The following is a 23,148-nucleotide window of genomic DNA, read 5'->3' as shown; positions in this document are numbered from 1 at the left end:
TAGATCAAGATCAAAAACCAGATCACAAGCCAGATCAAAAGATCGCGAGGCGAGCTCGCTCCTACAGTGGCCGGGTCAGGTTGGTTGTAAGCGCCAGCCCAAGACGTTGAGCAGGTCGCAGCCGTCGCGCAGCAAGATCATGGCGGTGGCGGCGAGTTGTTTGAGGTCGAGGACGTCGCGGCTGGAGAAGGTTTCCATCAATTGGGTTACCGCCAGTACGCGAGCGGCGGCGTTAGCGTGCAAGACGTCGAGCGGGGCGTTGCGGCCGATGAGCAAGGCGGGGATGGTGCAGTCGATGGCAGTAAGCGGGATGTACGCTGAATTAGTCGTGGATGAATCTCTTAAATTTCACGGATTAAGCCATCTGTTTTCGTCGCCAAACGAAAACAGGTGGCCGCTGTACGCGGGTTGGCGAACCGGTAAATTTAAGCAAAACCCGGCAGACCCGAAGATCTCCCACGCACAGCTGCCATAAAGCACAGCGAGCAAAATACACGCTTAGCCAAATACAACAACCGTACTGCAAAAATTATTACGCCAAGTCGCCAAACCCGGTCGCCCATTTGGGCGAGCGCTGACTATAGGCGCCGTACTGCAGCCTCAGCAATTGGCAAAGCTGTGCGAAACATCCCGCAATTTTTTGGGCGTACACGACCTCTGTAGACGGGGCGGCCTCTCCTGCACCGTGAATGAAATACGGGTGTCCACTGGCATTCAGGCAAGCCGGCCAGTTAAGGTGCTGCAATCCTTTCGCCTTCTACCAAGGATCTGTTGTGATGAATACACCGCGTACTGTTGTCGGTCCGATCAAGGCCGTGATTTTTGATATGGACGGTTTGTTGCTGGATACCGAAGGCATTTACTCCGAAGTCACGCAGATCGTCGTCGAACGCTATGGCCGTACGTATGACTGGAGCATCAAGCAGCACATCATCGGGCGCGGTGCCCAGGATCTGGCTGAGTACATTGTCAAAGCGCTGGATCTGCCGATTACCTGGCAAGAGTTCCTGAAGGCGCGCGAGCCGCTGATGGCTGAGTACTTTTCCAAGGCCCTCGCCATGCCGGGGGCTGAAGCCCTGGTGCGGCATTTGAAGGCGCACAACATTCCGATTGCCGTGGGCACCAGTTCAACCAGCAGCGGCTTTGGCCACAAAACCACGTTGCATCGCGAGTGGTTTGCGCTGTTCGACACTATCGTGACGGCCGATGACCCTGAGGTCGGCGCCGCCAAACCCGCGCCCGACATCTTCTTGACCGCTGCCCGCCGCCTCGGCGTTGCACCGCAAGATTGTCTGGTATTTGAAGATTCGCCGTTTGGCGTAACCGCCGCCAAGGCCGCCAACATGACTGCCATTGCTGTACCCGATGCCGCCATGCCCGACAGTAAATACCACCACGCGGACCTGATTATTCGCCAGTTGCCAGAGTTTGATCTGGGCGCCTACGGTCTGCCGTCGTTGCGCTGATAGGCGAGCTGAATCGACACGGCGGTTACATCAACGCCAGGATACGTTGGCCCAGCGCTTGAGCGCTGGCCAGCGAGTCGATATTGGCGAAGCCCAGCAGCAACCCCGAAGGCTTGTCCGCACCTTGGTGCCATTCGCTCAACGCTTCGGCAAACAGCCCGGCCTCGCGCATGCGTTGCACCATCAGGCTGTCCGCGCAGGAGGCGTTGAGCCGCAAAATGAGGTGCATCCCGCCGGGGTTGGCGTCAATTTGAATTCGATCGCCAAGCACGCTGTTAAGCCCGTTCACCGCCATCGCCCGACGCTCGCTGTAGAGCTTGCGCATGCGCTGGATATGGCGCCCGAAATGCCCTTCAGCCATAAATGTTGCGACGATGGCCTGATTCAATTCCGGGCAGCCGCCCTGGAAGGTCTTACAGCTTTCCTTAAAACGATCAACCAGCGCCGCAGGCACGACCACATAGGCCAGGCGCATGCCCGGAAACAACACCTTGCTGAACGTGCCGCTGTAGAGCACGCGACCTTCACGGTCCAGGCTCTTGAGGGCGGGGAGCGGGCGGCTGACGTAGCGGTATTCGCCGTCGTAATCGTCCTCGACGATCCAGGCGTTTTGCTGGCTCGCCCACTCCAGCAACGCCAACCGCCGTGGCAACGAAAGCGACACGCACAGCGGGCTTTGATGCGCGGGAGTGACGATGGCGGCGCGGGCGTTATGGCCGATTTCAAGCGCCGTTGAAACCCGCAGGCCGTCTTGATCAACGGGCACCGCCACCGGCGTGATATGCAGGCTTTGCAACAGGCGCCGGGTCGGCGGATAGCCAGGGTCTTCGACTAACACGCGGTCGGCAGGTTTGAGCAAGGTGTGGGTGATCAGCGACAGCGTCTCCCGATAACCTGCGGTGACAAAAACTTGAGCCGGTGAGCAGGCGATGCCGCGCGCCACCTGCAAGTACGTGGCAATTGCTGCGCGCAGCGCCTGCAGGCCATAGACCGAGGGGTTGGCCATGTCTTGGGGCTGTGTGCCGCGCACGCAACGGGCGCCGATTTGCGCCCATATTTTTCTGGGGAAGGCATCCAGTGCCGGCACACCCATTTGAAACGGCAGCACAGCCGACTGTTGGCGGATCGCCTGATGGGGCGCGGCTTGTGCAACGGCAGAAGTGGGGGGCGAAGAGCTTGTGCCGCTAATGCCGTCAGCCACTCGCGTACCGGCCTGACCACATGCCACCAGGTAGCCTTCAGAGGTGAGCAGGGAATAGGCGTTGTCGATGGTGCCACGGGCCAGCCCCAATTCTTTGGCCAATGCGCGGGCAGCGGGCACGCGGTCACCCGGCTTGAGCAGGCCGGCGTTGATGGCTTCGCGAAAGCGCCAATAGAGCTGACGGTAAATCGGCTCGCTGGAGCCGGGGTCAAGCGCCGATAAGCTGGGGACAGAGGTTTGCATGGTGAGGCCTGCACGGGTGAGCACAATCATGGTCCAGCCATGGAGCTGAATCATGGCCCTTTGTGACAGGGCCAAGAAACCGCACTATGGCGCCACTCCACTTATCAATGCAAGGGCAGACCATGAGCACGCGTATCGACTACTCCAAAGCATCCCCTGAAGCCTTCAAAGCCTTCGGCGGTGTGCACGTTGCACTGCAAAACGGCGATCTCTCCAAAATGCTTATCGACCTGGTGTTCCTCCGGGTGTCGCAAATAAATGGCTGCGGTTACTGCATCGACTTGCACTCGCGTGACTTGCTCAAACTGGGCATGACTGTCGACAAGCTGCTGTTGGTGCCGGTGTGGCACGAAGCCCAGTCGCTGTTTACCGCCCGCGAGCAAGCAGCACTGGCATGGGCCGAAAGCGTCACCCGGGTTGAGCAGACCGGCGTGCCTCAGGCTGACTATGACGCGGTAACCGCCGAGTTCAACGACAAAGAGCTGGCTGAACTGACCTATGCCATCAGCCTGATGAATGCTTACAACCGATTGGGCGTGGCGTTCCGTATGGTGCCGACGGCTGCCAAAGGGTGAGCTGAAATTGGCGAGTGCGCCCTTGGCGTACTCGCTATTGCTGCAGTTTGCGTTTACGAAATTCAGCCACTTTGTGGCGGTTGCCACACAGCGCCATGCTGCACCAACGGCGTTTGTGGGCCTTGGTGCGGTCATAAAACCAGAGCACGCAGTCCGGGTGTTCGCAGGTGCGAATCAACTCGGCATCGGCATTCACCAGCAGGTCGGCGGCGGCTTCAGCGATCGGCGCCAGAAACTGTTCCGCCGTTTGCTGTTTGTGCAGGCGTTGCAGGCTGAGTTCGCCCGCTTCATTCCAGGCCAGTTGCGGGTAACTCACCGCCTTGCGCAAAAAGCTGTTCAGCGCAGCGGGATCCCCTTGTTGCCCCGCCTTGCGTTGCTCCAACAGATCACGGATCACTTCTCGCAGATACCTTGCGGCTGTCAGCAGGGCGCCTTCCTCAAACTCGGGTATTTCCCCCGGCGCAAACCATTCAAGACGCACGAGCCAGCGCTTGACGTCGGCATCGCTTTGCCAAAAGTCGACGGGTACGGCCTCGATATTCGCGCGGGTGTTGAGCATGTCCAGCACGGGGTGATCGGCCAGCACATACGGCTCAAGCGGTGTAGTAGCGGGGGTGGCGCTCATAGTCGGTCCTCGAAAAAGCTGGGCTATCGTAACCGTTAATGAGTGATCTGGGTAGTTACCAAATCGGATCGTGTAACCATAATAATTAATTTGACAGGTTACTGATTTGGGCGCAGCTTTTTAAAAGCTAACCCGAATATTTGATTTTAATGGTTACTTTAGGAGCGTCTGTATGCCCAATTCAAACCCCGAGGTGCGTTATAAACACATTGAGGCCGATGGTGTTCGTGTGTTCTATCGCGAGGCCGGTGACCCGTCGGCGCCGGTGATGTTGTTGCTGCATGGTTTTCCCAGCTCATCGCATATGTTCCGCAACCTGATCCCGTGGCTGGCGGCTCACTATCGGGTCATAGCGCCGGATTTGCCAGGCTTCGGTTTCACCGAAGTGCCTGAGGCGCGGGGCTATCGCTACAGCTTCGATAACCTGGCAATTACCCTGGGGCATTTTGTCGATGCGTTGAAACTCACGCGGTATGCGCTGTATGTGTTTGATTACGGCGCACCGGTGGGTTTCCGTCTGGCCATGGCGCACCCCAAAAGGGTCAGTGCGCTGGTCTCGCAAAACGGCAATGCGTATCTGGAAGGGTTGGGCGATGCCTGGGCGCCGATTCGTGCGTATTGGGCCGAGTCGACAGCGGCTAATCGCGAGGTGATTCGCAACGCGGTACTGAGCCTGGAAGGCACGCGTTATCAGTATCTGCACGGCGTTGAGAAGCCCGAACGGGTGGCCCCGGAGTCATGGATGCTGGACCTGCTGTTGATGCAGCGGCCGGGCAATGACGAAATCCAGCTGGACCTGTTTCTCGACTACCGCAACAACTTGACCCTGTACCCGCAGTTTCAGGCGTTTTTCAAGGCTGCCCAGGTGCCGACGCTGGTGATTTGGGGCAAGCACGATCCGTTTTTCATCCCGCCGGGGGCTCACGCCTATAAAACCGATAACCCCAACGCGGTGGTGGAGTTGCTGGACACCGGCCACTTTGCTCTGGAAACCCACGCCGAGCACATCGCCCAGCGGATTTTGGCGGTGCTGCCACGGGGTTGAGCCTTGAAGCCCGGCAGGCTTGCCAGCAAAGGCAAACCTGCCGGGTGCTTTTAGAACTTCCAGCTCACGGAGGCCGTGACGTTGCGCGGGTCGCCAAAGTTGCTTTGGGCGTAGCGCACGCTGTCCAGGTACTTCTGGTTGGTCAGGTTGTCGAGGTTCAGTTGGGTGCTCCAGTGCGGGTCGATCTGGTAACTGGCCATCAGGCCCACCAGCGCGTAGGCATCCTGGCTGGCGGCCGGGGTGGTGTCGTTCTCGACCTTGCTTTGCCATTTCAGGCTGCCACCGACCTTGACCTTGGGCGCCATCGGCAATTGGTAGGTCATGGAGGAGGTCAGCGCATTGCGCGGGATAAATTTGTTGCCGCGCTGATCATCAGCGTTGGTGATGTACACATAGGTGTAACCGCCGCTGACTTGCAGGCCGGGGGCCAGTTCGCCCGACGCCTCCAGTTCAATGCCGCTGCTCTTGTACGACTCGCCATCGTACACATAGCCGCCCAGTGCGGGGTTGTAACCGGCATACGTCGCCACGTTGTCTTGTTGGGTGTGGAACACCGCTGCCGTGACATTCAGTTTATTGTCGAGCAAGCGGCCCTTGATCCCGGCCTCATAACTCTTGCCTTCCAGCGGGTCGATAACCTTGCCCTGGGTGTTCAGGTTGTACTGCGGGTTAAAGATTTTGGTGTAGCTGGCGTACACCGAGTATTGCTCACTCAGGTCGAAGATCACCCCGGCGTAAGGCGTGACCTTGCCATGAATGCTCACATCGCGGGCGGTGTCGTAGTTTTCGCCATCGCTGTCAGCGCTGAGCATGCGTGCGCCGGTGATCAGGTGCAGGTCATCGGTAAGGTTGAAGCGCGCCCCGGCATAGAGGCTCTTTTGCCGATCGGTGTAGTTGGAGGTCGCGGCGTCTGTAGCAATGTTGTACGTCGGCTTGGGGATATCGCCGTTCAGGGCGTCTTGCAACGACACCGAGGTGTAGTACGACGAAGTGCCGTACAACGAGGTTTCCTGGGTGTGCGAGCGCGCGATGTTGGCGCCGAAGGTCAATTGATGCTCACGCCCGCCAAGGCTGAAAGGGCCGCTGAAAGACAGATCGCCATCCAGCTCGCGGGTATCGTCCTTGTACTTGGAAGCCAGGCCGGTATAGCCGGTGGCCGACGCGCTGTTGCTGTAGACGTAGAACATGTTGGTGTCTTCACGGTGTTCCATCGCCGTCAAGGTCAGCGTCGACTTCCAGTCATTCTCGAAGCGGTGTTCCCACTCGGCAAAGGCGCGGGTGGTGTGCACGTCCCAATACACCCACGGCTGGGAAATATTCGAACGGGTGCTGTGATAGTGGATCGGGTTGCCGTTGGCATCGGCCAGCGGCAGCGCGCCCCAACTGGCGCCATTGGAGTTGGACTTCTGGTCTTCGATGCCGACGGTCAGGGTGTCGCTGTCGGTCAGGTCGAAGGCCAGCAGGCCACTGAGAATATTCTTTTCCCGGGAGTAGCGGTCGAGGTAGGAGTTGCCCGTGTCATTGGCGTAGATAAAACGGCCGCGCACATTGCCTGAGTCAGTCAGCGGCCCGGAAACGTCCAAGTCAACCCGGCGCTTGTCCCACGAACCGGCACTGACGCTGACGGTGGCCTGGGTGTCAGCCGTCGGCCGTTTGCGCACAAAATTGACCGTGGCTGACGGGTTGCCGGTGCCGCTCATCAAGCCGTTGGCGCCGTGCAGAATGTCCACTTGCTCGTAGGGCGCCATGTCGATATCGCCCACCAGTAATCCTCCGTTCAGCGGCATGCCCATGCCGTCGTACTGGAAGTTGGTGATGTCAAAACCGCGCGCGGTGAAGTAGGTGCGGTCGGTTTCGACCTTCTGCACATTCACCCCCGGCGTGCTGTCCAGTACATCGCGAATGCTGTTGAGCTTGAAGTCATCCAGTTGCTCACGCTTGATGCTGGTAACGCCTTGCGGGGTTTCTTGTGCCGTCAGGTTGAGGCGGGTCGTGGTGACGCTGGGTTTGCCCTGATAGCCCTCAGGCGAGTCCTCTTCGGTGTCAGCAGCATTGACCGTGGTGGCGGGCAGGTCGACTGCGCCTTGAGCGGCGAAAGCGTGATTGAACATACCTAAAGCAACCAACGTCAGTGCTGACGTCGGCAGGGTGAACAGTTTGTGCATGATCTGCGAGTACTCCGGATGTGGAACTGCGTAGCCGAAATCGGTTACAAAGTTTTACATCTATACGGATGCAAATCATTTCTATTTACAAATCTTTACCATTTGTATTTAGCTGGCGCGGACTTTGGACGGCATGGCCGGCAATACCGCCTCTTGCAGGGTGCGTGCCGCCGGGTGTTCGAAGCGCATGCCGGGGATGACCTCGCGGTCTTCGACCAGCTTGCCATCGGCCAGCACCACCACCCGCTGGCAAAACCGCCGGACCAGGCTCAGGTCATGGGTAATCAGCAAAAAACCGGTGCCAGATTCGCGTCGCACGTCAGCCAGCAGGTCGAGTATTTGCACCTGCAATACCCGGTCAAGGTTGGACAGGGCTTCGTCGAGGATGATCATCTGCGGGTCAATTGCCAGCGCCCGGGCGATACCGGCGCGTTGCAACTGGCCGCCGCTGAGTTGCGCTGGCAACTTGTCACTGTCGCTGGCCGACAGTTTGACCTGCAGCAACAGGCGCTCCACGCGGGCCTGGATGGCTTCGTCGTGCATGTCCGAAAGATGGCGCAGCGGCTCGGCAATGCTCCAGCCAATGCTGCGCTGGGGGTTGAAGGCACTGATGGCGTCTTGAAAGACCATTTGCACCCGCCGCAGAAAGTGTATCGGGTTCAGCCCCTCTAACGTCTGGCCCTCGAACAGGACACTGCCTTGAACGGGTGTTTCCAGGCCCATCAGCAAGCGGGCGAGGGTGCTTTTACCGCTGCCGCTTGCGCCCAGCAGGCCAAGGCTCTGGCCCGCGAGCAGGTCGAGGTTCAGGCCTTTGAGCACCTGCACGCGGTGGCGTTTGCTGAACATTCCGCCAGCGGTGTAACCATGGTTCAGATCGCATACCTGAATAAGCGTCATGGCGTGCAGGTCTCCAGAGTCAATGCATGGTGCGCGGCCAGCAGCGTGCGTGCTTCTTCGCTTTGCGGGGTGTTGAACAGGGTGTGGACATCGGCCTGTTCGACGATGCGCCCATGGGCCATGACCGACACCTGATCGGCACAGCGCGCGACCACGCCCATGTCATGAGTAATCAGCAGCACTCCGAGGTTTCGCTCTGCGACCAAGCGCTCCAGCAAGTCGAGAAAGCGTGCCTGGGCGACAACATCCAGATCGCTGGTGGGTTCGTCGGCCAACAAAAAGTGGCTGTCCGCGAGCAACGCCAGGGCAATCATGAAGCGTTGCAACATGCCGCCGCTGAGCTGGAAAGCAAAAGAATCGAGCACCCTCGGCCCATCGTTGAGGCCGACTTCGTTGAGGGTGTCGAGAATCAATTGATCGGCGTGCCCCCCGCGCAATCCTCGGCTGCCAAGTGTCTCCAGGGCATGTTGACGCAATGAGCGCACTGGGTTGAAAGCGCTGCGCGGGTTTTGTAGCACCAGCGCGGCCTCGCGCCCGCGCAACTGTGCCGGTTGCACCACGTGGCCGTCCAGACGCAGCGTGCCGCCCTGGCTGTGCACGCCGGGAGGCAGCAGGTCGAGAATGCCCAGGCAGCTCAGGGACTTGCCCGAGCCGCTGGCGCCCACTAGTGCGTGTACCTCGCCAGCCTTGAGCGTCAGGTCGAGTTGGTCCACCAATGTGCGTTGCTGATGTTTGAGGCACAGGCCTTGAATGCTCAGGGTCCGGGTCATTCCTTGATCTCCGCCAGTACGCTGGGGTCGAGCCGGTCGCGCAAGGCGTCACCGAGCAGGTTGAAGGCCATCACCGAGATAAAAATCATCAGCCCCGGCCACAGCAACAGTTGCGGGTGGGTCCAGATAAATTCCTTGGAGTCGTTGATCATCACGCCCCACTCGGGCGTCGGCGGGCTGACCCCGAGGCCGAGGAAGGACAGCCCGGAGACGTGCAGCATCATGTGGCCGATGTCCATCGACGCCAGTACCAGCAACTGCCCGACCACGTTGGGCATCACATGTTGGTGCAGGCGGGTCAGACGTGAAGCCCCGCACAGCCGGGAAGCCAGCACGTAGTCACGGTTGCGCTGGGCCAGTACCATGCCGCGCACCATGCGCGCATACCAGGCCCAGTGCGACAGGGCGATGGCGATAATCACGTTGGTCAGCCCGGTGCCTAGCAGGGCAATCAGGAAGAACGCCAGCACCAGGGTCGGGAAGGTCAGGAACATGTCGCATAGGCGCATCAAAAACATGTCGACCTTGCCGCCAACAATCCCGGCGATGCCGCCAATGGTTACGCCCAAGATCAGCACCAGACCCAACACCAGCACCACGCTGCCCAGCGACCATTGCGTGCCGACAATCAACCGCGACAGCACATCACGGCCCAGATGGTCGGTGCCCAACCAATGGCTGGTACTGGCGGGGAGCAAACGGTCGTCAAGGTTGACCAGGGTGGCGTCGTAGGGCGCGATCCAGGCCCCGAATAAAGCGAATATCAGCAGCAGCGCAACCAGTACATAGCCGACACGCAGGCCGCTTTTTTTACCTGCCAACACAGTGTTCACGCTAGTCATGCCATCACCCCCGACAGACGCGTGCGCGGGTCGAGCCAGGCGTAGCAGATGTCGACCACCAGGTTGCACAGCACCAGCAGCGTGGTGAGCAGCAAGGTGAAGCATTGCATCACCGGGAAGTCGCGGTTAAGCACCGCGCTCACCGCAAAACGGCCGATACCGGGCCAGGCGAATATGGTTTCGATCACCAATGCACCGCCCAACAACTCGCCAACGTGCATGCCGGTGGCGGTGACCAATGGCATCCAGGCGTTGCGCAGAATATGGTCGCGCCAAACCCGGCGCTCGTTCAGGCCGCGGGCCCGGGCATAGAACACATGCCGCTGCTGGCGCACATCGAGCAGGCTGGCGCGCAGCAGGCGGGCATTGATCGACATCGACATCAGGGCAATCGCCAGCACCGGCATGATCAAGTGTTGTGGGCCGCCACGGCCCATGGGCGGCAGCCAGCCGAGCCACAGCGAGAGCAGGGCGATGAGCAAAAAAGCCAGCCAGAAGTTCGGCATCGACACCCCGATAAAAGTGATGAAACGCACCACTTGATCGGGCCAGCGACCTTTCCAGCGGGCTGCCGCCAGGCCCAGCGGAATACTCATCAGCAAGGTCACGAGCAACGCCAGACCGCCCAGTTGCAAGGTGGCGGGCAGGTAATAGAGCACGTCATCCAGTACCGGGCGCCCGGTGATATACGACGTGCCGAAATCCAGATGCACAGCGTTCCATAGCCAACTGACGTACTGCTCAACCAAAGGCCGGTCGAGGCCCAGGGCATGCCGCGCCTCGGCCAGCGCCGCGTCGGTGGGCGGGATCTGTGACAGGCGCAGGTAATCCAGCGCCGGGTCGCCATTGCCCAGGTGCAGCAGGACAAAGACGATCAACGACACCCCCAGCAACACCGGAACCAGCAGCAAAAGCCGCAAAACGATATAACGCAGCATGGCTCAAGGCTTCCCGGTGGCAGGGCGCATGGCTTCAAACGGCACGTCAAACAGCGTGCTGCCGAACTGCACGTTATCAACCCCTTTGGCGCTGACACTGATGGCTGTGAGGTACGACACCGGCAGGTACACCGCTTGGTCATGCAGCGTGGTGAGGATCTCGCGGTAACCTTCGGCACGTTTGCTTTCGTCGGTTTGCCCCAGTACCTCGGCTATGGTGTGGTCGATCTGATCCTTCATCGGCAGCCCGCGCTGGGCCATGTAATCGGCATGTCCCGGGTAGCGCATGGAGCTTACAAACGAGTGCGGATCGTACGGCGCGCCCCAGGTATCAGCGAAGATCATGCCGAAGCGGCCCTCGCGTTGGCGCTGCACCAATGAGCCTTCTTCTTCGGCGCGTAACTTGATCTCGATGCCGACCTTGGCCAGCTCACCCTGAATGATTTCTGCCAGGCTTTTTTGCAGCGCGCTGGTGCCCAGAAACACCAGTTCGGTGCTCAACGGCTGGCCGTCTTTTACCCGGACGGTTTTACCGGCAGGTATTTTCCAGCCCGCAGCGTCGAGGGCTTGCCGGGCGTGATCGGGGTCATAAGGCAAGGCTTTAAGGCCGATGTTGGCGTAGGGCATGTTGCTGGAAAACAGCGCGTCGGCACGCGGCTCAAGGCCGTGCAGCACCTTGGCGATGATGGTGTCTTTGTCTACCGCCTGATTGATGGCCTGACGTACCACCAACTCGTTCGTCGGCGCCTGTCCGGTGTTCATCGCCACCGTGCGGGTGGCCAGCGGCGCGGATATGGCGGTTTTGAAACCGGCGTCGCGTAGCCGTACAAAGGTCCCGGGGGAGATTTCGCCTTCGGCACCCTGGATCAGGTCCAGTTCGCCGGTTTGCAAGGCAATGGCGCGGCTGTCCGGGTCTGAAATCACTTTGACCAGCACTGCGCCATAGGCTGGTTTGGCTCCCCAGTAATGCTCGTTGCGCTCGAAACGGTCGTACTCGCCGCGTCGGGTTTGCGCCAACACCCACGGCCCGGTGCCGACCGATGTGCCGGGTTTGGCGTCGGGCGCGGCAAAACGCAGCGGGCGCACTTGCGCCAGCTCCATCAGGGTCGGGTAGTACGGGTGCTTGAGGTGCAACACCAGGGTGTGCTCGTCGGGGGCTTCAACGCGTTCCAGGGTCGAGACCAGCTCCATCCACTGATGGCGTTTGGCATTGGCCAAAACCGCATCCAGGTTGGCCTTGGCTGCGGCCGCATTAAACGGGCTGCCATCGCTGAACTGCACATGGTCACGCAGGGTGAAGGTGTAGGTTTTGCCGTCAGGCGAGACGCTCCAGTGTGTGGCGAGCCACGGTTCGAGCGTGCCCTCGGCGGTGTAACGCACCAAGGGCTCATACACCATGGCCTGGGCGTACATCTGGTTTGGCGAGTAGCCCCTGGGGTCCAGCGGCCCGGCATTGGTGGGCCATGAATAGGTCAGGGTCGGGGCGGCAGTGGCGCTGTAGGCCGGGATTGTGCCGGTGCTCAGGCAGGCGCCCATGATCCAGAGGGCAAGCTGTTTTTTCACACTTGACTGCTTCACACTGCGTCTCCCAATGATTGATGGCCAGTAGCCTATTCACGCGTTGGGTGTGAAGTCTATGTAAAAAGCTCATAACTGCGAGGCAAATTTAATGCAAAGGGTCACAATTTCGCTGGACGATGCCTTGCTGACCGTCATTGACGAGCGGGTTGCGGCGCACGGCTATCAAGGTCGCTCCGAAGCCATCCGGGATTTGTTGCGTGCCGGCTTGCTGGAACAGGCGGCAGGCAACCCCGAGGCGCCCTGTGTGGCGACCTTGAGTTATGTCTACGATCACGCCACGCGGGAGCTGTCCAAGCGCCTGAACAACGCGTTTCATGAACACCACGACCTGACCTTGTCGACCCTGCATGTGCACCTCGACGAGGGCAAATGCATGGAGGTCTCGGTGCTCAAGGGCGCAGTAGGGGAGGTTTCAGCGCTGGCGCGTCAGGTCATGGCCGAGCGTGGCGTGCGCCATGGCAGCGCGCAGATCATTCCGCTGGAGGCGCTCGTCGCTGAACAGTGACCCGTGATCAGGCATTGGCGCACGTGGCGGTCCGTGTGCGCCACAACAGACGGCCCGCAGTGATTGACCAGTTGCACAGCGCGATCAGCAGAATGATCGACAGCAGGGTCGGGATGCCGTAACTGACGATGATGTGCCCGGCCAGCCATGGGAAACCAAACACCCCGACAAAATACGCCAGGCTGAACAGCACCAGTGATTGCGACGTATGCCCGGCGGGTGCTTCGTTGGCGGCCAGCCCGTTGATCACTGAATAGGTCAGCCCGTAACCCACCCCAAGCGTCACCGCCGCCAGCACATAGGTTGCGCTGGAAGTGACACTGAACATGAACATCAGTACCGAGAGCACGATCATGGCGGTCAATGCACAGGCCATCCAGTACGGGTCGCGCTTGACGATAAAGCTCGCGATGAACAGTCGACAGGAAATCGCGGCGCTCATGAAGCCCAGAAAGAACAGCGAATAGTCCAGCTGATTGAGCGTCGCGTAAGAGGTTTGAAAACTCGACAATCCGCCGAAAATCGCACCGCCCAAACCGACCATGACAATCGCGAACAGCGCTTTTGAGCGCAGCACCGTTACAGCCGCACGCGGTGTGATTTTGCACACGCTGACCGGGCCGACAATTGCGCTTTGCTCCTTGATTTTCGGGCCGATCAGGACAAACGCCAGGCCGCCGAGCAAGCTGGCGACGGTGGCCGCGATAAACGCGGTTTCGACTGGGTAGCCCAGCGCTTCACTGGCCCGACCGAGCAAAGGGCCGGTGCCGATGCCGGTCATCATGCTGCCCGACAGCAGGGCAAAATATTTAACCCGGCGCGCGGGTTCGATAATCATTGCCACGATGATCGGGCCCAAGGTGTAAAACACCCCCCAACCCAGGCCCAGCAGCAACCCGAACAACAGAGCCGCGACGCCGAACGTCTGCACATTGGCGAAGCCCAGGCACGCGGCGGCCAGCAGCACGGCGCCTGCCGCAATGGATTTGGGCGCGCCGAACAGATCGGTCAGGTGCCCGGAGAAAATCACCGCAGCAAACGTGCTGACCATGGCCGCCGAAATAATCGTGCCTGCATCGGACTCACTGCCACCGTGGGCGCTGAGCATCATGGCCAACAAAAACGTTGTGCCGTACGACACGGACAACAAGTAACTGCCCAGACAAAACAGGCCGAACACGCCGTTGGAAGTGCGGGTGGCAGGTGCAGAAGATGACATGGGGGAGGGAGTCCTTGGACGGCGATTGTTATTGTGAAGTGCTTAATACCAGACTTGTCCGGCCACACAGGATCCAAACCTTTGGATCCTGAGGTCGGGATGTTCTAAACAATGGGCACAATTAACGACTGTAGGAGCGAGCTTGCCTCGCGATCTTTTGATCTTTTAAAAGATCGCGAGGCAAGCTCGCTCCTACAGAGAACGGATGGTGATCGATAATCGCACAGTAATATCGGTCATGTTGTTAGCGTCTAACTATCTGATAAATAAGCAAATATTTGTTATTTGAAAAGTTTAATAGAGACGTTTTGCCCTGTCCCGCCCCGGCCCTCATCTTGTCTATGGATCCATTAACGGGTTGACTAGCGGCCAGGTGATGTCCGGGGTCTCGCCCCTGACCGTTACCCATAAAAACTACAAAAAGGGTCTCGTCATGAAAGCCTTCGCAAGGGCAAAGAACCGCCTGGGTTCTGCATGCTTTATGCCTGTGAGTCACGCCGTGTTATGCGGCTCTTTTGCTTCGGTGATGTCCGGGCAGGAGGCACGCGCATGGCTATCGATCTGAAAACCACTGTCGACACTGGCCCGATGAGTTCTTTCCAATGGCTCGCCATCGGAATTTGCATTGTGCTCAACATGATCGACGGTTTCGATGTGCTGGTGATGGCCTTCACCGCCGCCTCGGTATCGGCCGAGTGGGCGTTGAGCGGGGCGCAAATCGGCATGCTGCTCAGCGCCGGTTTGTTCGGCATGGCCGCCGGTTCTTTGTTTATCGCTCCCTGGGCGGATCGCATCGGTCGGCGTCCATTGATCCTGCTGTGCCTGGTGGTTTCCGGCGTTGGCATGCTGCTGTCTTCGATGAGCCAGTCGCCCACTCAATTGGCGCTGCTGCGCGGCCTGACCGGGCTGGGGATTGGCGGCATTCTGGCCAGCAGTAACGTGATTGCCAGTGAGTACGCGAGCAAGCGCTGGCGCGGTCTGGCGGTGAGCTTGCAGTCCACCGGCTATGCCCTGGGCGCCACGCTGGGCGGCCTGATCGCTGTGTGGTTGTTGTCGCATTGGGGTTGGCGTTCGGTGTTTCTGTTCGGCGGCATCGTGACCTTTGCGGTTATCCCGCTGGTGCTGCTGTGGCTGCCGGAGTCGCTGGACTTTCTGCTGGCCCGTCGCCCGGCAACCGCCTTGCAACGTATCAACCGTCTGGCCCAGCGCATGGGGCTGCCGACCTTGAGCCAAATGCCGCCCGTGGTGGCGAGCGTGGCAGGCGAGGGCAAGGGCTTTACCATGCTGCTGACGCCGGCACTGCGCCGCACCACGTTGTTGATCTGGACGCTGTTCTTCCTGGTGATGTTTGGCTTCTACTTCGTGATGAGCTGGACGCCCAAGTTGCTGGTGTCTGCCGGGCTTTCTGCGCAGCAGGGCATCACCGGCGGCGTGCTGTTGAGCGTGGGCGGGATCTTTGGCGCCGCGCTGGTCGGTGGTTTGGCCTCGCGCTGGCCGCTGACACGGGTGTTGTCGCTGTTCATGCTGGTGACGGCGGGCTTGCTGGTGCTGTTTGTCGGCTCGGCCTCTTCGGTCATGGCGGCGCTGGGCCTGGGCCTGTTGATCGGGATGTTCTCCAACGGCTGCGTGGCCGGGCTGTATGCGCTGTCGCCGATCGTTTATGACGCCTCGGTGCGCACCACGGGCGTGGGCTGGGGCATCGGGATTGGCCGGATCGGCGCGATCCTGTCGCCCATCGTGGCCGGTTTTCTGCTCGATGGCGGCTGGCAACCGCTGCACTTGTACGGGGTGTTCGCCATCGTATTCGTGATCGCAGCAGGCTGTTTGTTGCTGCTCAAACCGGGCGCTCCTACCGCGCAGCCGGTGCTTTCGGCAGCCTGATTTCGGGCGCTGATTAATGCCCGGCCCTGGCCGGGCACATTCCACACCTACATCTCAACCAGAGCTGGGCGGGCTTTTTCAGCTGCGGGGAGCGGCTGCGTCCAAAAAACGGAGAACAATAATAATGAAGAACACCATTGGCTTGTTGTCGTTGACCTTGTGCGCCCCTGTCATGGCACAGGATCAAGGCTTTTTTGAAGATTCCAGCACGGATCTGCTGTTGCGCAACTACTACTTCAACCGTGACTTTCGAGACCCTGGCGCGACCAAAAGTAAGGTCGATGAGTGGGCGCAAGGCTTTATCCTCAAGTTCAGTTCGGGCTTTACCCCAGGCGTCGTCGGGTTCGGGGTGGATGGCATTGCCATGCTCGGCGTCAAGCTCGACAGCAGCCGCGAGGCCAGTGGTTCGGAGCTGCTGCCGGTGCGCAGCAATGGGCGCGCTGCAGACAATTTCAGCCGTGCCGGGGTGGCGGCAAAAATGCGCTTCTCGGCCACTGAAATCAAAGTCGGTGAGCTGATGCCGGACGTGCCGGTGTTGCGCTATGACGATGGTCGCCTGCTCCCGCAAACCTTCCGCGGGGCGATGCTGGTGTCCAAAGAAATCGAAGGGCTGGCGGTACAGGCCGGTCAATACCGCAAGGTCAGCCTGCGTAACTCTTCGGACATGCAAGAGCTGTCGACGTGGGCGGCACCGGGCGTGACGTCTGACCGTTTTAACTATGCCGGGGCAGACTATCGCTTCAACGAGCAGCGTACCCAGGTGGGTGTCTGGCATTCGCAACTCAAAGACATCTACCAGCAGAGCTACTTTAACCTGCTGCACAAGCAGCCGGTGGGTGACTGGGTACTGGGTGCCAACCTGGGCTACTTCATCGACAAGGATGACGGCAGCGCGCGCATCGGCAACGTCAGCAGCCGCACGGCGTACGGCTTGCTTTCTGCAGCGACTGGCGGGCACACGCTGTACCTCGGCTTGCAGAAAGTGAGTGGTGATACCAACTGGATGTCGGTGTACGGCAGCAGCGGGCGAACCCTGGGCAACGACATGTTCAACGGCAACTTCAGCAACGCGGACGAGCGTTCGTGGCAAGCGCGTTACGACTACAACTTTGCCGCCATGGGCGTGCCGGGCTTATTGGCAATGGTGCGATATGGTCACGGTGACAACGCCACCACCAAGCAAGGCACCAACGGTAAGGAATGGGAGCGCGATACCGAGATCGGTTACACCGTTCAAAGCGGCAGCTTCAAAAACCTCAGCCTGCGGGTCAACAACTCGACCAACCGGCGCACCTTCAACAGCGACTTTGACCAAACCCGCGTAATCATCAGCTACCCGTTGTCGATGTAATACCCCGGCACTCAACCCGCCCTGTAGGAGCGAGCTTGTCTCGCGATCTGTTGATGTTGAAAAGATCGCGAGGCAAGCTCGCTCCTACAGGGTTTTGAGGTCGATCTGGGCTACTATGTTGGCCCCCTGTTTTCTGGAAGTCGCCTGGATGAGCAAGCCCGGCCAACTGGTGCTGATTGCACTGCGCAAAATGATTGCCTCGGGCGAGCTGGCCGCAGGCGAACGTCTGATGGAAATCCCTACCGCTGAACTGTTCGGTGTCTCACGCATGCCCGTGCGCATGGCGTTTCGTACGCTGGAGCAAGAAGGCTTGCTCGTGCGTTTTGGCGGTCGCGGGTTTCAGGTGCGCTCGGTCAGTGCCAATGACATCGCCGGTGCCGTCGAGGTGCGCGGGGTGCTTGAGGGGTTAGCGGCGCGTCTGACCGCTGAGCGCGGGCTTTCGCCAGAAGGCCGGGCAGCCCTTGAGCTGTGCCTGCTGCAAGGCGACGAGCTGTTCGATAAAGGCTTTGTGACCGAAGATGACCTTGAGGCCTATCACGACCTCAACATGCGCTTTCATCAGGTGATTATTGAGGGTAGCCACAACCCGGCAATTGCCGATGCGCTGGCGCGCAATGATCATTTACCGTTTGCCTCGGTGACGGCACTGGCGGTTGATCGTAAAGACATGGCCCGCGAGTATCGACGCTTCAATTACGCGCACATGCAGCACCATTCGGTGTTCGATGCGCTGGTCAATGGCCAGGGTGCTCGCGCTGAAGCCATGATGCGCGAGCACGCCAATGCCACGTTGCGCTATGCCGAGATTTTCAGCTCGGCAGTGGCCAGTGAGCGGATGCGGGTGATTTTGCGTGCCGACTAGATATCCAGCACCAGCAGCGGCGATTTAGAGCGTGAGCAGCAGGGCGTGAACTGGTTGTTGCACGCTTGCTCCTCTTCGGTCAGGAACAGGTCGCGGTGGTCAGGTATGCCTTCCAGCACGTTGGTCAGGCAGGTGCCGCACACGCCTTGTTCGCACGACATGGGGATGTCGATGCCATGGCTTTCCAGCACCGCCACCACGGTTTTGTCGGCCGGGATCTCGATGATCTGGCCGCTGCTCGCAACTTTGACACTAAAGCTGCCATCGTGGCTGCTGTCGATGGCTGCGGCGGCGAAGTATTCGCGGTGCAAGCGGTCTTCTGCCCATCCCTGGGTGCGCGCACTGTCCAGTACGTGTTGCATAAAACCAGCCGGGCCGCACACGTAGAGATGTACATCCGGTTGCGGGTTGGCCAGCACTTGGGAGGCGTTCATGAGCGTCTCGGGTTGTTCATCAAAATGCACGAACACGCGGTCCGCGAACGCTGAGTGGCGAATGCGCTCCACAAAAGCGGCGCGGTCGCTGGAGCGGGCGCAGTAGTGCAACTCGAAATCAGCATCGCTGTGGGCCAGGCGCTCGGCCATGCACAAAATCGGCGTAATGCCGATGCCGCCTGCAAACAGCAGGCTGCGCCGGGCTTCGTGGACCAGCGGGAACAAGTTGCGTGGCTCACTGATCTGCAGGCGGTCGCCAGTATTGATCTGCTCGTGCAGGTGTTGAGACCCGCCGCGTGAGGCCGGGTCCTTGAGCACGCCAATCAGGTAGCGATGGCGTTCATCCGGGTGATTGCACAGTGAGTACTGGCGAATCAGCCCGTCGGGCAAGTGCACGTCAATGTGCGACCCTGCGCTGAAAGCGGGCAGGGGGCTTTCATCGAGACGGGCCAGTTCATAACTGCAAATCCCATGGGCTTCGGTTTTGCGCGAAACAACCTGAACTTCGATCATGGCTGGATCCTCACCACGCTTTCGGTGGGCTCACGTTCGCTGGCGATGATGCGTTCCAGGACGCGACGCGACTGCACGCCGCCCGAGTCGATATTGAGCTTGAGCAAGGCGCGATGCGGGTGATCCAGCAGGTTTTGTTGCTGGCGTTCGAGCATTTCCAGGTCTTCACTGAAAATCTTGCCCTGACCCTCACGGATCGTCGCCGTGAGCGCTTGATCCTGCGGGTTGAAGTTGCGTGCCATACCCCAGAAGTACCAGATCGAGGTGTCGGTTTCGGGGGTGATAAAGTCCACCACAATGCTTGAGGCCTTGGCCTGCGCCGGGGCGTGATAACCACCTTTGCCCGCATGGGCCACGCCGACTTCGATCAGCACATGGCTGGGGGGTGTGAAACGGCAGATCTGCCAGCGGTCCACCGGTACATCATCGGCCAGGTTGTTGCCGCGCAACGCCATGCGCCAGAACGGCGGGGCCATGATGTTTTCCATGTGCCGGGCGGTGACCACTTCGTTACCTTCGACGGTGGTCACGGGCGGGGCTTCGTCAATTTCCTTCTGGCCGATGCTGGACGCGTGCACGTAGGTTTCGTGCGTCAGGTCCATCAGGTTGTCGATCATCAGGCGGTAGTCGCAGCCGATATGAAACAGCCCGCCGCCGTAGGCCCATTCATCGCTGACGGCCCACTCCAGGTGATGGATCAAGTCGGGGTCGGCTTTGTCCTGTTCGCCAGGCCATACCCAGATAAACCCGTAGCGCTCGACCACGGCAAAGGTCTTGTTGCAGGGGAAGCCGCGAACGCGCTGGCCGGGCATCTCGACGGTCTTGCCGTCGCAACCCATCACCAGACCGTGGTAGCCGCACACCAGGTTGCCGTTGTCGACATACCCCAGCGAGAGCGGGGCACCACGATGCGGGCAAAAGTCTTCGACGGCCGCGACTTTGTTTTCCAGGCCGCGATAAAAAACCATCTTTTCACCGCAAATCTGCCGACCCAGCGGCTTGTCGGCAATTTCGTCGGGGGTGCAGGCGACGTACCACGTATTTTTTGGATACATACCAATCTCCAGATCAGGTGTTATTGCTTTTATGGATCCATTAGGCGGGATTGGTCTTGGGTGAGTCAATTTGTAATAAGTGAATAGCAGTCGTTTTAGGCGATTAACGAACACAAAATTGGGTGCGGTGTGAATTTAGTGGATCCATTGAGCGGATGCTTTGTGCTGTGGCCCCCCCGTGCGGCTAAATGTCTCGCAGGCGTCACTCGATGTTCACCGTCATACCGACAAGAACGCTATAGAATGCCGCCCCGTGTGGTTCTGGCTATGCTTCTGGCACCGGGGCGTGTTGTGTGTGCAGCGCGTGACCGCCAGTGCAGCAAAAAGAACCTGTCAGCTTCCCGAATGCGAGTAGAACACCCTATAAATGAGCAGCCATGGCGCAACACCTCAGGCAAATTGGCAACCTGTCATCGCATTGGCGCTGGCCGCCTTTGTGTTCAATACCACTGAATTTGTCCCCGTCGGCTTGCTGAGCGCCATTGGCGCCAGCTTCGACATGACCACCGCCAGCGTCGGGCTGATGCTGACGATCTACGCGTGGGTGGTCTCCCTGACCTCGCTACCGATCATGCTGCTGACGCGTAACGTCGAGCGCCGAAAGCTGCTGCTGTCGTTGTTCGGCATCTTTATCGCCAGCCACTTGCTGTCCAGCGTCGCCACCCATTTCGGCATTTTGCTGCTCAGCCGGATCGGCGTGGCCTTGTCCCATGCGCTGTTTTGGTCGATCACTGCATCCCTGGCCGTGCGCATGGCCCCGGAAGGCAAGCAGGTGCAGGCATTGGGTTTGCTCGCTACTGGCACTTCGCTGGCCATGGTCCTGGGTGTGCCGCTGGGTCGTTTGCTGGGTGAGGCGATGGGCTGGCGCACCACGTTCCTGGTGATCGCCGGGTTGGCGTCCTTGTTGGTGCTGTGGTTGTTCAAGACCTTGCCGCTGCTGCCGAGCCAGAACTCGGGATCGCTGAGAAGCTTGCCGGTATTGTTCAGGCGGCCTGCGCTGGTGGCGGTTTACGTGCTGACTGCAGTGGTGATCACGGCGCAATTCACCGCTTACAGCTACATCGAGCCGTTCGTGCAGAGCGTGGCGGGCATGAGCGGCACCATCGTGACCACCACCCTGTTGTTGTTCGGTGGTGCCGGGATCATTGGCTCGCTGTGCTTCAGCCTGTTCCACAAATACAACCCGCACCTGTTCCTGCTGATCGCCATCGGCTTGCTGGCGCTGTGCCTGCTCCTGCTGTTGCCGGCCAGTGGTTGGGTCGAGTCGTTGAGTGTCCTGAGCATTATCTGGGGCATGTCGATCATGGGCTTTGGTCTGGCCCTGCAATCGAAAGTGCTGACCCTGGCGCCGGATGCCACTGACGTGGCCATGGCGATGTTCTCGGGCATCTATAACATCGGTATCGGCGGCGGTGCGCTGCTGGGCAGTTGGGTCGGCAGCCACTTGGGGTTCTCGTACATCGGTTTGATCGGCGGCACGCTGGCCGGGCTGGCCCTGGCCGCCTACACATGGACGATGTACCGGGTTGCCCGTTCAGAAGCCGCGAATGCCCCTTAATGCGCTTGAACTGAGTGGCGGGGGCGCAGGGCGAGCATTACCGCAGCACAGCCTGCCATCAACACGCAGGTGATGATGAACACGGCGGGCATGCCGAAATGCCCGCCGACAAAACCGCCGGTCAATGGCCCGAGCACCTGGCCGATGTACTGGCAGGACGTTGAGTAGCCGAGCATGTGCCCGGCGACTTTGTCGGGCACAGCGTGGCGAATGATCGCGGCGATCCCCGGCAGTAATCCGCCCAGCGCCAACCCCATCAGAAAACGCAGCCCCACAAGCTGCCACTCATTGGTCACGAACGCCTGAGGAATCAGCAGCAGGGCGGCCACGCTCATGCATCCCGTGACGACTTTCCAGTGGCCAATGCGATCGGCCAATTTACCCACCCGCGACGCGGACAAAACGCTGGCCAGCGCGGTGGCGGACATGACCACGCCCGCCATCAGGGTGACATCCTGGGTGTGCAACTGGATCAAGTACACGGTGATGATGGGTTCAATGGACATGATCGCGAACATCATCAGGCCCGCCACGACAAACATGGTCACGACCGGGCGTTTGTCCGGGATTGCGCTCCACGCGCTAGCTGCTGTCGCTTTAGGCGTACCGGCGGCAGGCTTGTTGCGGGGCACTTCTTTCATCAGGAACAACGTGGCGAGGAAGGTGATAAAGATCAGGCCGCCGGCCAGAAAGAAGGTGTTGCGGATGCCCACCAACGGCGGGAGCAAGCCGCCAATCAGCGGCCCGGTAAGGTTACCGGCCATGATCCCCGACGCCAGCATGCCCAGCGCCCAACCCGAGCGGGCTTTAGGCGTTTGCGTGGCCACCAGGATGGTTGCCCCCGACGCGTAGCCACCGAGCAAACCGGCCAACAGCCGCAAGCCGACCAGTTGGTAGATGTTTTCAGCCAGACCAATCAATGACATGGCGATGGCCATGCCCAGGCTTGCGCGAATCAGCATCAACTTGCGCCCGTAGCGATCCCCCAGGCGGCCCCACAACGGTGCCGTCAGGGCTGCCGTCAAAAACGTTGCGCCAAAGGCGATGCCAGACCACTGCACGATAGCCGCCGGATCGCTGACCCCCAGTTGCTCGACATACAACGGCAGAAAGGGCAGCAACAGGGTCATGGCAATAATCGTGGTGAACGCGCCGAACACACTCACAGCCAGGTTGCGCTGCCAGTTGACCTCGACAGGAGCTTCATTCAGCGGGTTCGAGTGTGCTTGGCTGGTCATGGCTGTGCCCGGTGATGGAGGTCAGGTGAAGATAAACAAAGGCATGCCATAAATAAAATTCATGTTTTTTATAGAGTGGATTCCGAGTAGGAATGAGTTTGCGCATATCTCTTTGTGTAGGAGCGAGCTTGTCTCGCGATCTTTTGATCTTTTAAAAGATCGCGAGGCAAGCTCGCTCCTACGG

At 59.8% G+C, this 23,148-nt stretch carries 21 protein-coding genes; 8 read left to right on the top strand and 13 right to left on the bottom strand.

Annotated features, from left to right (window positions below; genetic code table 11):
* Nucleotides 1-75: 75 nt before the first annotated feature.
* The gene (locus GHO32_RS03740) at nucleotides 76-312 is read right to left on the bottom strand and encodes a short-chain dehydrogenase (protein ID WP_368668382.1); all 237 of its coding nucleotides are present in this window, start codon (nucleotides 310-312) and stop codon (nucleotides 76-78) included.
* A 464-nt stretch (nucleotides 313-776) separates the two neighbouring features.
* Between GHO32_RS03740 and GHO32_RS03735 the strand changes: the two genes are divergently transcribed.
* The gene (locus GHO32_RS03735; protein ID WP_153333018.1) at nucleotides 777-1,466 is read left to right on the top strand and encodes an HAD-IA family hydrolase; all 690 of its coding nucleotides are present in this window, start codon (nucleotides 777-779) and stop codon (nucleotides 1,464-1,466) included.
* A gap of 25 nt (nucleotides 1,467-1,491) precedes the next feature.
* Here GHO32_RS03735 and GHO32_RS03730 read toward each other — a convergent pair whose 3' ends face one another.
* On the bottom strand, nucleotides 1,492-2,910 hold the full coding sequence (locus tag GHO32_RS03730; RefSeq protein ID WP_153333193.1) for a PLP-dependent aminotransferase family protein: 1,419 nt from the start codon (nucleotides 2,908-2,910) through the stop codon (nucleotides 1,492-1,494).
* Nucleotides 2,911-3,032: 122 nt separating this feature from the next.
* Between GHO32_RS03730 and GHO32_RS03725 the strand changes: the two genes are divergently transcribed.
* Nucleotides 3,033-3,485 (top strand): carboxymuconolactone decarboxylase family protein, encoded by a 453-nt coding sequence (locus GHO32_RS03725; protein WP_153333016.1) that lies wholly within the window; start codon nucleotides 3,033-3,035, stop codon nucleotides 3,483-3,485.
* Between the two features lie 34 nt (nucleotides 3,486-3,519).
* Here the strand turns inward: GHO32_RS03725 and GHO32_RS03720 are convergent, their stop codons facing one another.
* Nucleotides 3,520-4,110 (bottom strand): ABATE domain-containing protein, encoded by a 591-nt coding sequence (locus tag GHO32_RS03720; RefSeq protein WP_153333014.1) that lies wholly within the window; start codon nucleotides 4,108-4,110, stop codon nucleotides 3,520-3,522.
* 172 nt (nucleotides 4,111-4,282) lie between these two features.
* On the opposite strand from GHO32_RS03720, the gene GHO32_RS03715 reads away from it, so the two are divergent.
* Nucleotides 4,283-5,155, top strand: a complete 873-nt coding sequence (locus GHO32_RS03715) for an alpha/beta fold hydrolase (protein WP_153333012.1) — start codon at nucleotides 4,283-4,285, stop codon at nucleotides 5,153-5,155.
* Nucleotides 5,156-5,205: 50 nt separating this feature from the next.
* On the opposite strand, the gene GHO32_RS03710 is transcribed toward GHO32_RS03715, so the two are convergent.
* From GHO32_RS03710 to nikA, 6 genes are all read right to left on the bottom strand, one after another.
* On the bottom strand, nucleotides 5,206-7,320 hold the full coding sequence (locus GHO32_RS03710; protein WP_153442774.1) for a TonB-dependent siderophore receptor: 2,115 nt from the start codon (nucleotides 7,318-7,320) through the stop codon (nucleotides 5,206-5,208).
* A 108-nt stretch (nucleotides 7,321-7,428) separates the two neighbouring features.
* Nucleotides 7,429-8,217 carry an ATP-binding cassette domain-containing protein gene (locus tag GHO32_RS03705; protein ID WP_153333008.1) on the bottom strand — a complete coding sequence of 263 codons (789 nt, stop codon included), beginning with the start codon at nucleotides 8,215-8,217 and terminating at the stop codon, nucleotides 7,429-7,431.
* Nucleotides 8,214-8,987 carry an ATP-binding cassette domain-containing protein gene (locus GHO32_RS03700; RefSeq protein WP_153333006.1) on the bottom strand — a complete coding sequence of 258 codons (774 nt, stop codon included), beginning with the start codon at nucleotides 8,985-8,987 and terminating at the stop codon, nucleotides 8,214-8,216. Before GHO32_RS03700 ends, GHO32_RS03705 begins: the two co-directional genes overlap by 4 nt.
* Entirely contained in the window at nucleotides 8,984-9,829 is an 846-nt protein-coding gene (nikC, locus tag GHO32_RS03695) for a nickel ABC transporter permease subunit NikC (protein WP_153333004.1), read from the bottom strand. The genes GHO32_RS03700 and nikC overlap by 4 nt, the downstream gene beginning before the upstream one ends.
* Complete coding sequence (gene nikB / locus GHO32_RS03690) at nucleotides 9,826-10,767, bottom strand: nickel ABC transporter permease subunit NikB (RefSeq protein ID WP_153333002.1); 942 nt, start codon at nucleotides 10,765-10,767, stop codon at nucleotides 9,826-9,828. Before nikB ends, nikC begins: the two co-directional genes overlap by 4 nt.
* Nucleotides 10,768-10,770: 3 nt before the next feature.
* Nucleotides 10,771-12,345 (bottom strand): nickel ABC transporter substrate-binding protein, encoded by a 1,575-nt coding sequence (gene nikA, locus GHO32_RS03685; protein ID WP_368668373.1) that lies wholly within the window; start codon nucleotides 12,343-12,345, stop codon nucleotides 10,771-10,773.
* Nucleotides 12,346-12,436: 91 nt separating this feature from the next.
* Between nikA and nikR the strand changes: the two genes are divergently transcribed.
* Nucleotides 12,437-12,853: a nickel-responsive transcriptional regulator NikR gene (gene nikR / locus GHO32_RS03680; protein ID WP_153333000.1), complete on the top strand. Its 417-nt coding sequence runs from the start codon at nucleotides 12,437-12,439 to the stop codon at nucleotides 12,851-12,853.
* A gap of 7 nt (nucleotides 12,854-12,860) precedes the next feature.
* Here nikR and GHO32_RS03675 read toward each other — a convergent pair whose 3' ends face one another.
* Complete coding sequence (locus GHO32_RS03675; RefSeq protein ID WP_153332998.1) at nucleotides 12,861-14,072, bottom strand: MFS transporter; 1,212 nt, start codon at nucleotides 14,070-14,072, stop codon at nucleotides 12,861-12,863.
* A 549-nt stretch (nucleotides 14,073-14,621) separates the two neighbouring features.
* Here GHO32_RS03675 and GHO32_RS03670 point away from each other — a divergent pair.
* The 3 genes from GHO32_RS03670 to GHO32_RS03660 all read left to right on the top strand — a co-directional run bounded on the left by GHO32_RS03670 (nucleotide 14,622) and on the right by GHO32_RS03660 (nucleotide 18,166).
* On the top strand, nucleotides 14,622-15,953 hold the full coding sequence (locus GHO32_RS03670; protein WP_153332996.1) for an MFS transporter: 1,332 nt from the start codon (nucleotides 14,622-14,624) through the stop codon (nucleotides 15,951-15,953).
* A gap of 124 nt (nucleotides 15,954-16,077) precedes the next feature.
* Nucleotides 16,078-17,304 (top strand): OprD family porin, encoded by a 1,227-nt coding sequence (locus tag GHO32_RS03665; protein ID WP_123748948.1) that lies wholly within the window; start codon nucleotides 16,078-16,080, stop codon nucleotides 17,302-17,304.
* Between the two features lie 148 nt (nucleotides 17,305-17,452).
* Complete coding sequence (locus GHO32_RS03660) at nucleotides 17,453-18,166, top strand: GntR family transcriptional regulator (RefSeq protein ID WP_048370210.1); 714 nt, start codon at nucleotides 17,453-17,455, stop codon at nucleotides 18,164-18,166.
* Here the strand turns inward: GHO32_RS03660 and GHO32_RS03655 are convergent.
* On the bottom strand, nucleotides 18,163-19,113 hold the full coding sequence (locus GHO32_RS03655) for a PDR/VanB family oxidoreductase (protein WP_153332994.1): 951 nt from the start codon (nucleotides 19,111-19,113) through the stop codon (nucleotides 18,163-18,165). The two genes, GHO32_RS03660 and GHO32_RS03655, sit on opposite strands and share 4 nt — an antisense overlap.
* Nucleotides 19,110-20,168: an aromatic ring-hydroxylating dioxygenase subunit alpha gene (locus tag GHO32_RS03650; RefSeq protein WP_153332992.1), complete on the bottom strand. Its 1,059-nt coding sequence runs from the start codon at nucleotides 20,166-20,168 to the stop codon at nucleotides 19,110-19,112. Before GHO32_RS03650 ends, GHO32_RS03655 begins: the two co-directional genes overlap by 4 nt.
* Nucleotides 20,169-20,535: 367 nt before the next feature.
* Here GHO32_RS03650 and GHO32_RS03645 point away from each other — a divergent pair, with 367 nt between their 5' ends.
* Nucleotides 20,536-21,726 (top strand): sugar transporter, encoded by a 1,191-nt coding sequence (locus GHO32_RS03645; protein WP_153332990.1) that lies wholly within the window; start codon nucleotides 20,536-20,538, stop codon nucleotides 21,724-21,726.
* Here the strand turns inward: GHO32_RS03645 and GHO32_RS03640 are convergent.
* On the bottom strand, nucleotides 21,723-22,964 hold the full coding sequence (locus tag GHO32_RS03640) for an MFS transporter (protein WP_153332988.1): 1,242 nt from the start codon (nucleotides 22,962-22,964) through the stop codon (nucleotides 21,723-21,725). The two genes, GHO32_RS03645 and GHO32_RS03640, sit on opposite strands and share 4 nt — an antisense overlap.
* Between the last annotated feature and the right edge of the window lie 184 nt (nucleotides 22,965-23,148).

Source organism: Pseudomonas sp. FSL R10-2189 (assembly GCF_009600325.1).
GTDB classification, from domain to species: domain Bacteria; phylum Pseudomonadota; class Gammaproteobacteria; order Pseudomonadales; family Pseudomonadaceae; genus Aquipseudomonas; species Aquipseudomonas helleri.
Note: the sequence above shows the minus strand (reverse complement) of the source record. Positions and strands in the feature narration are given on the sequence as shown.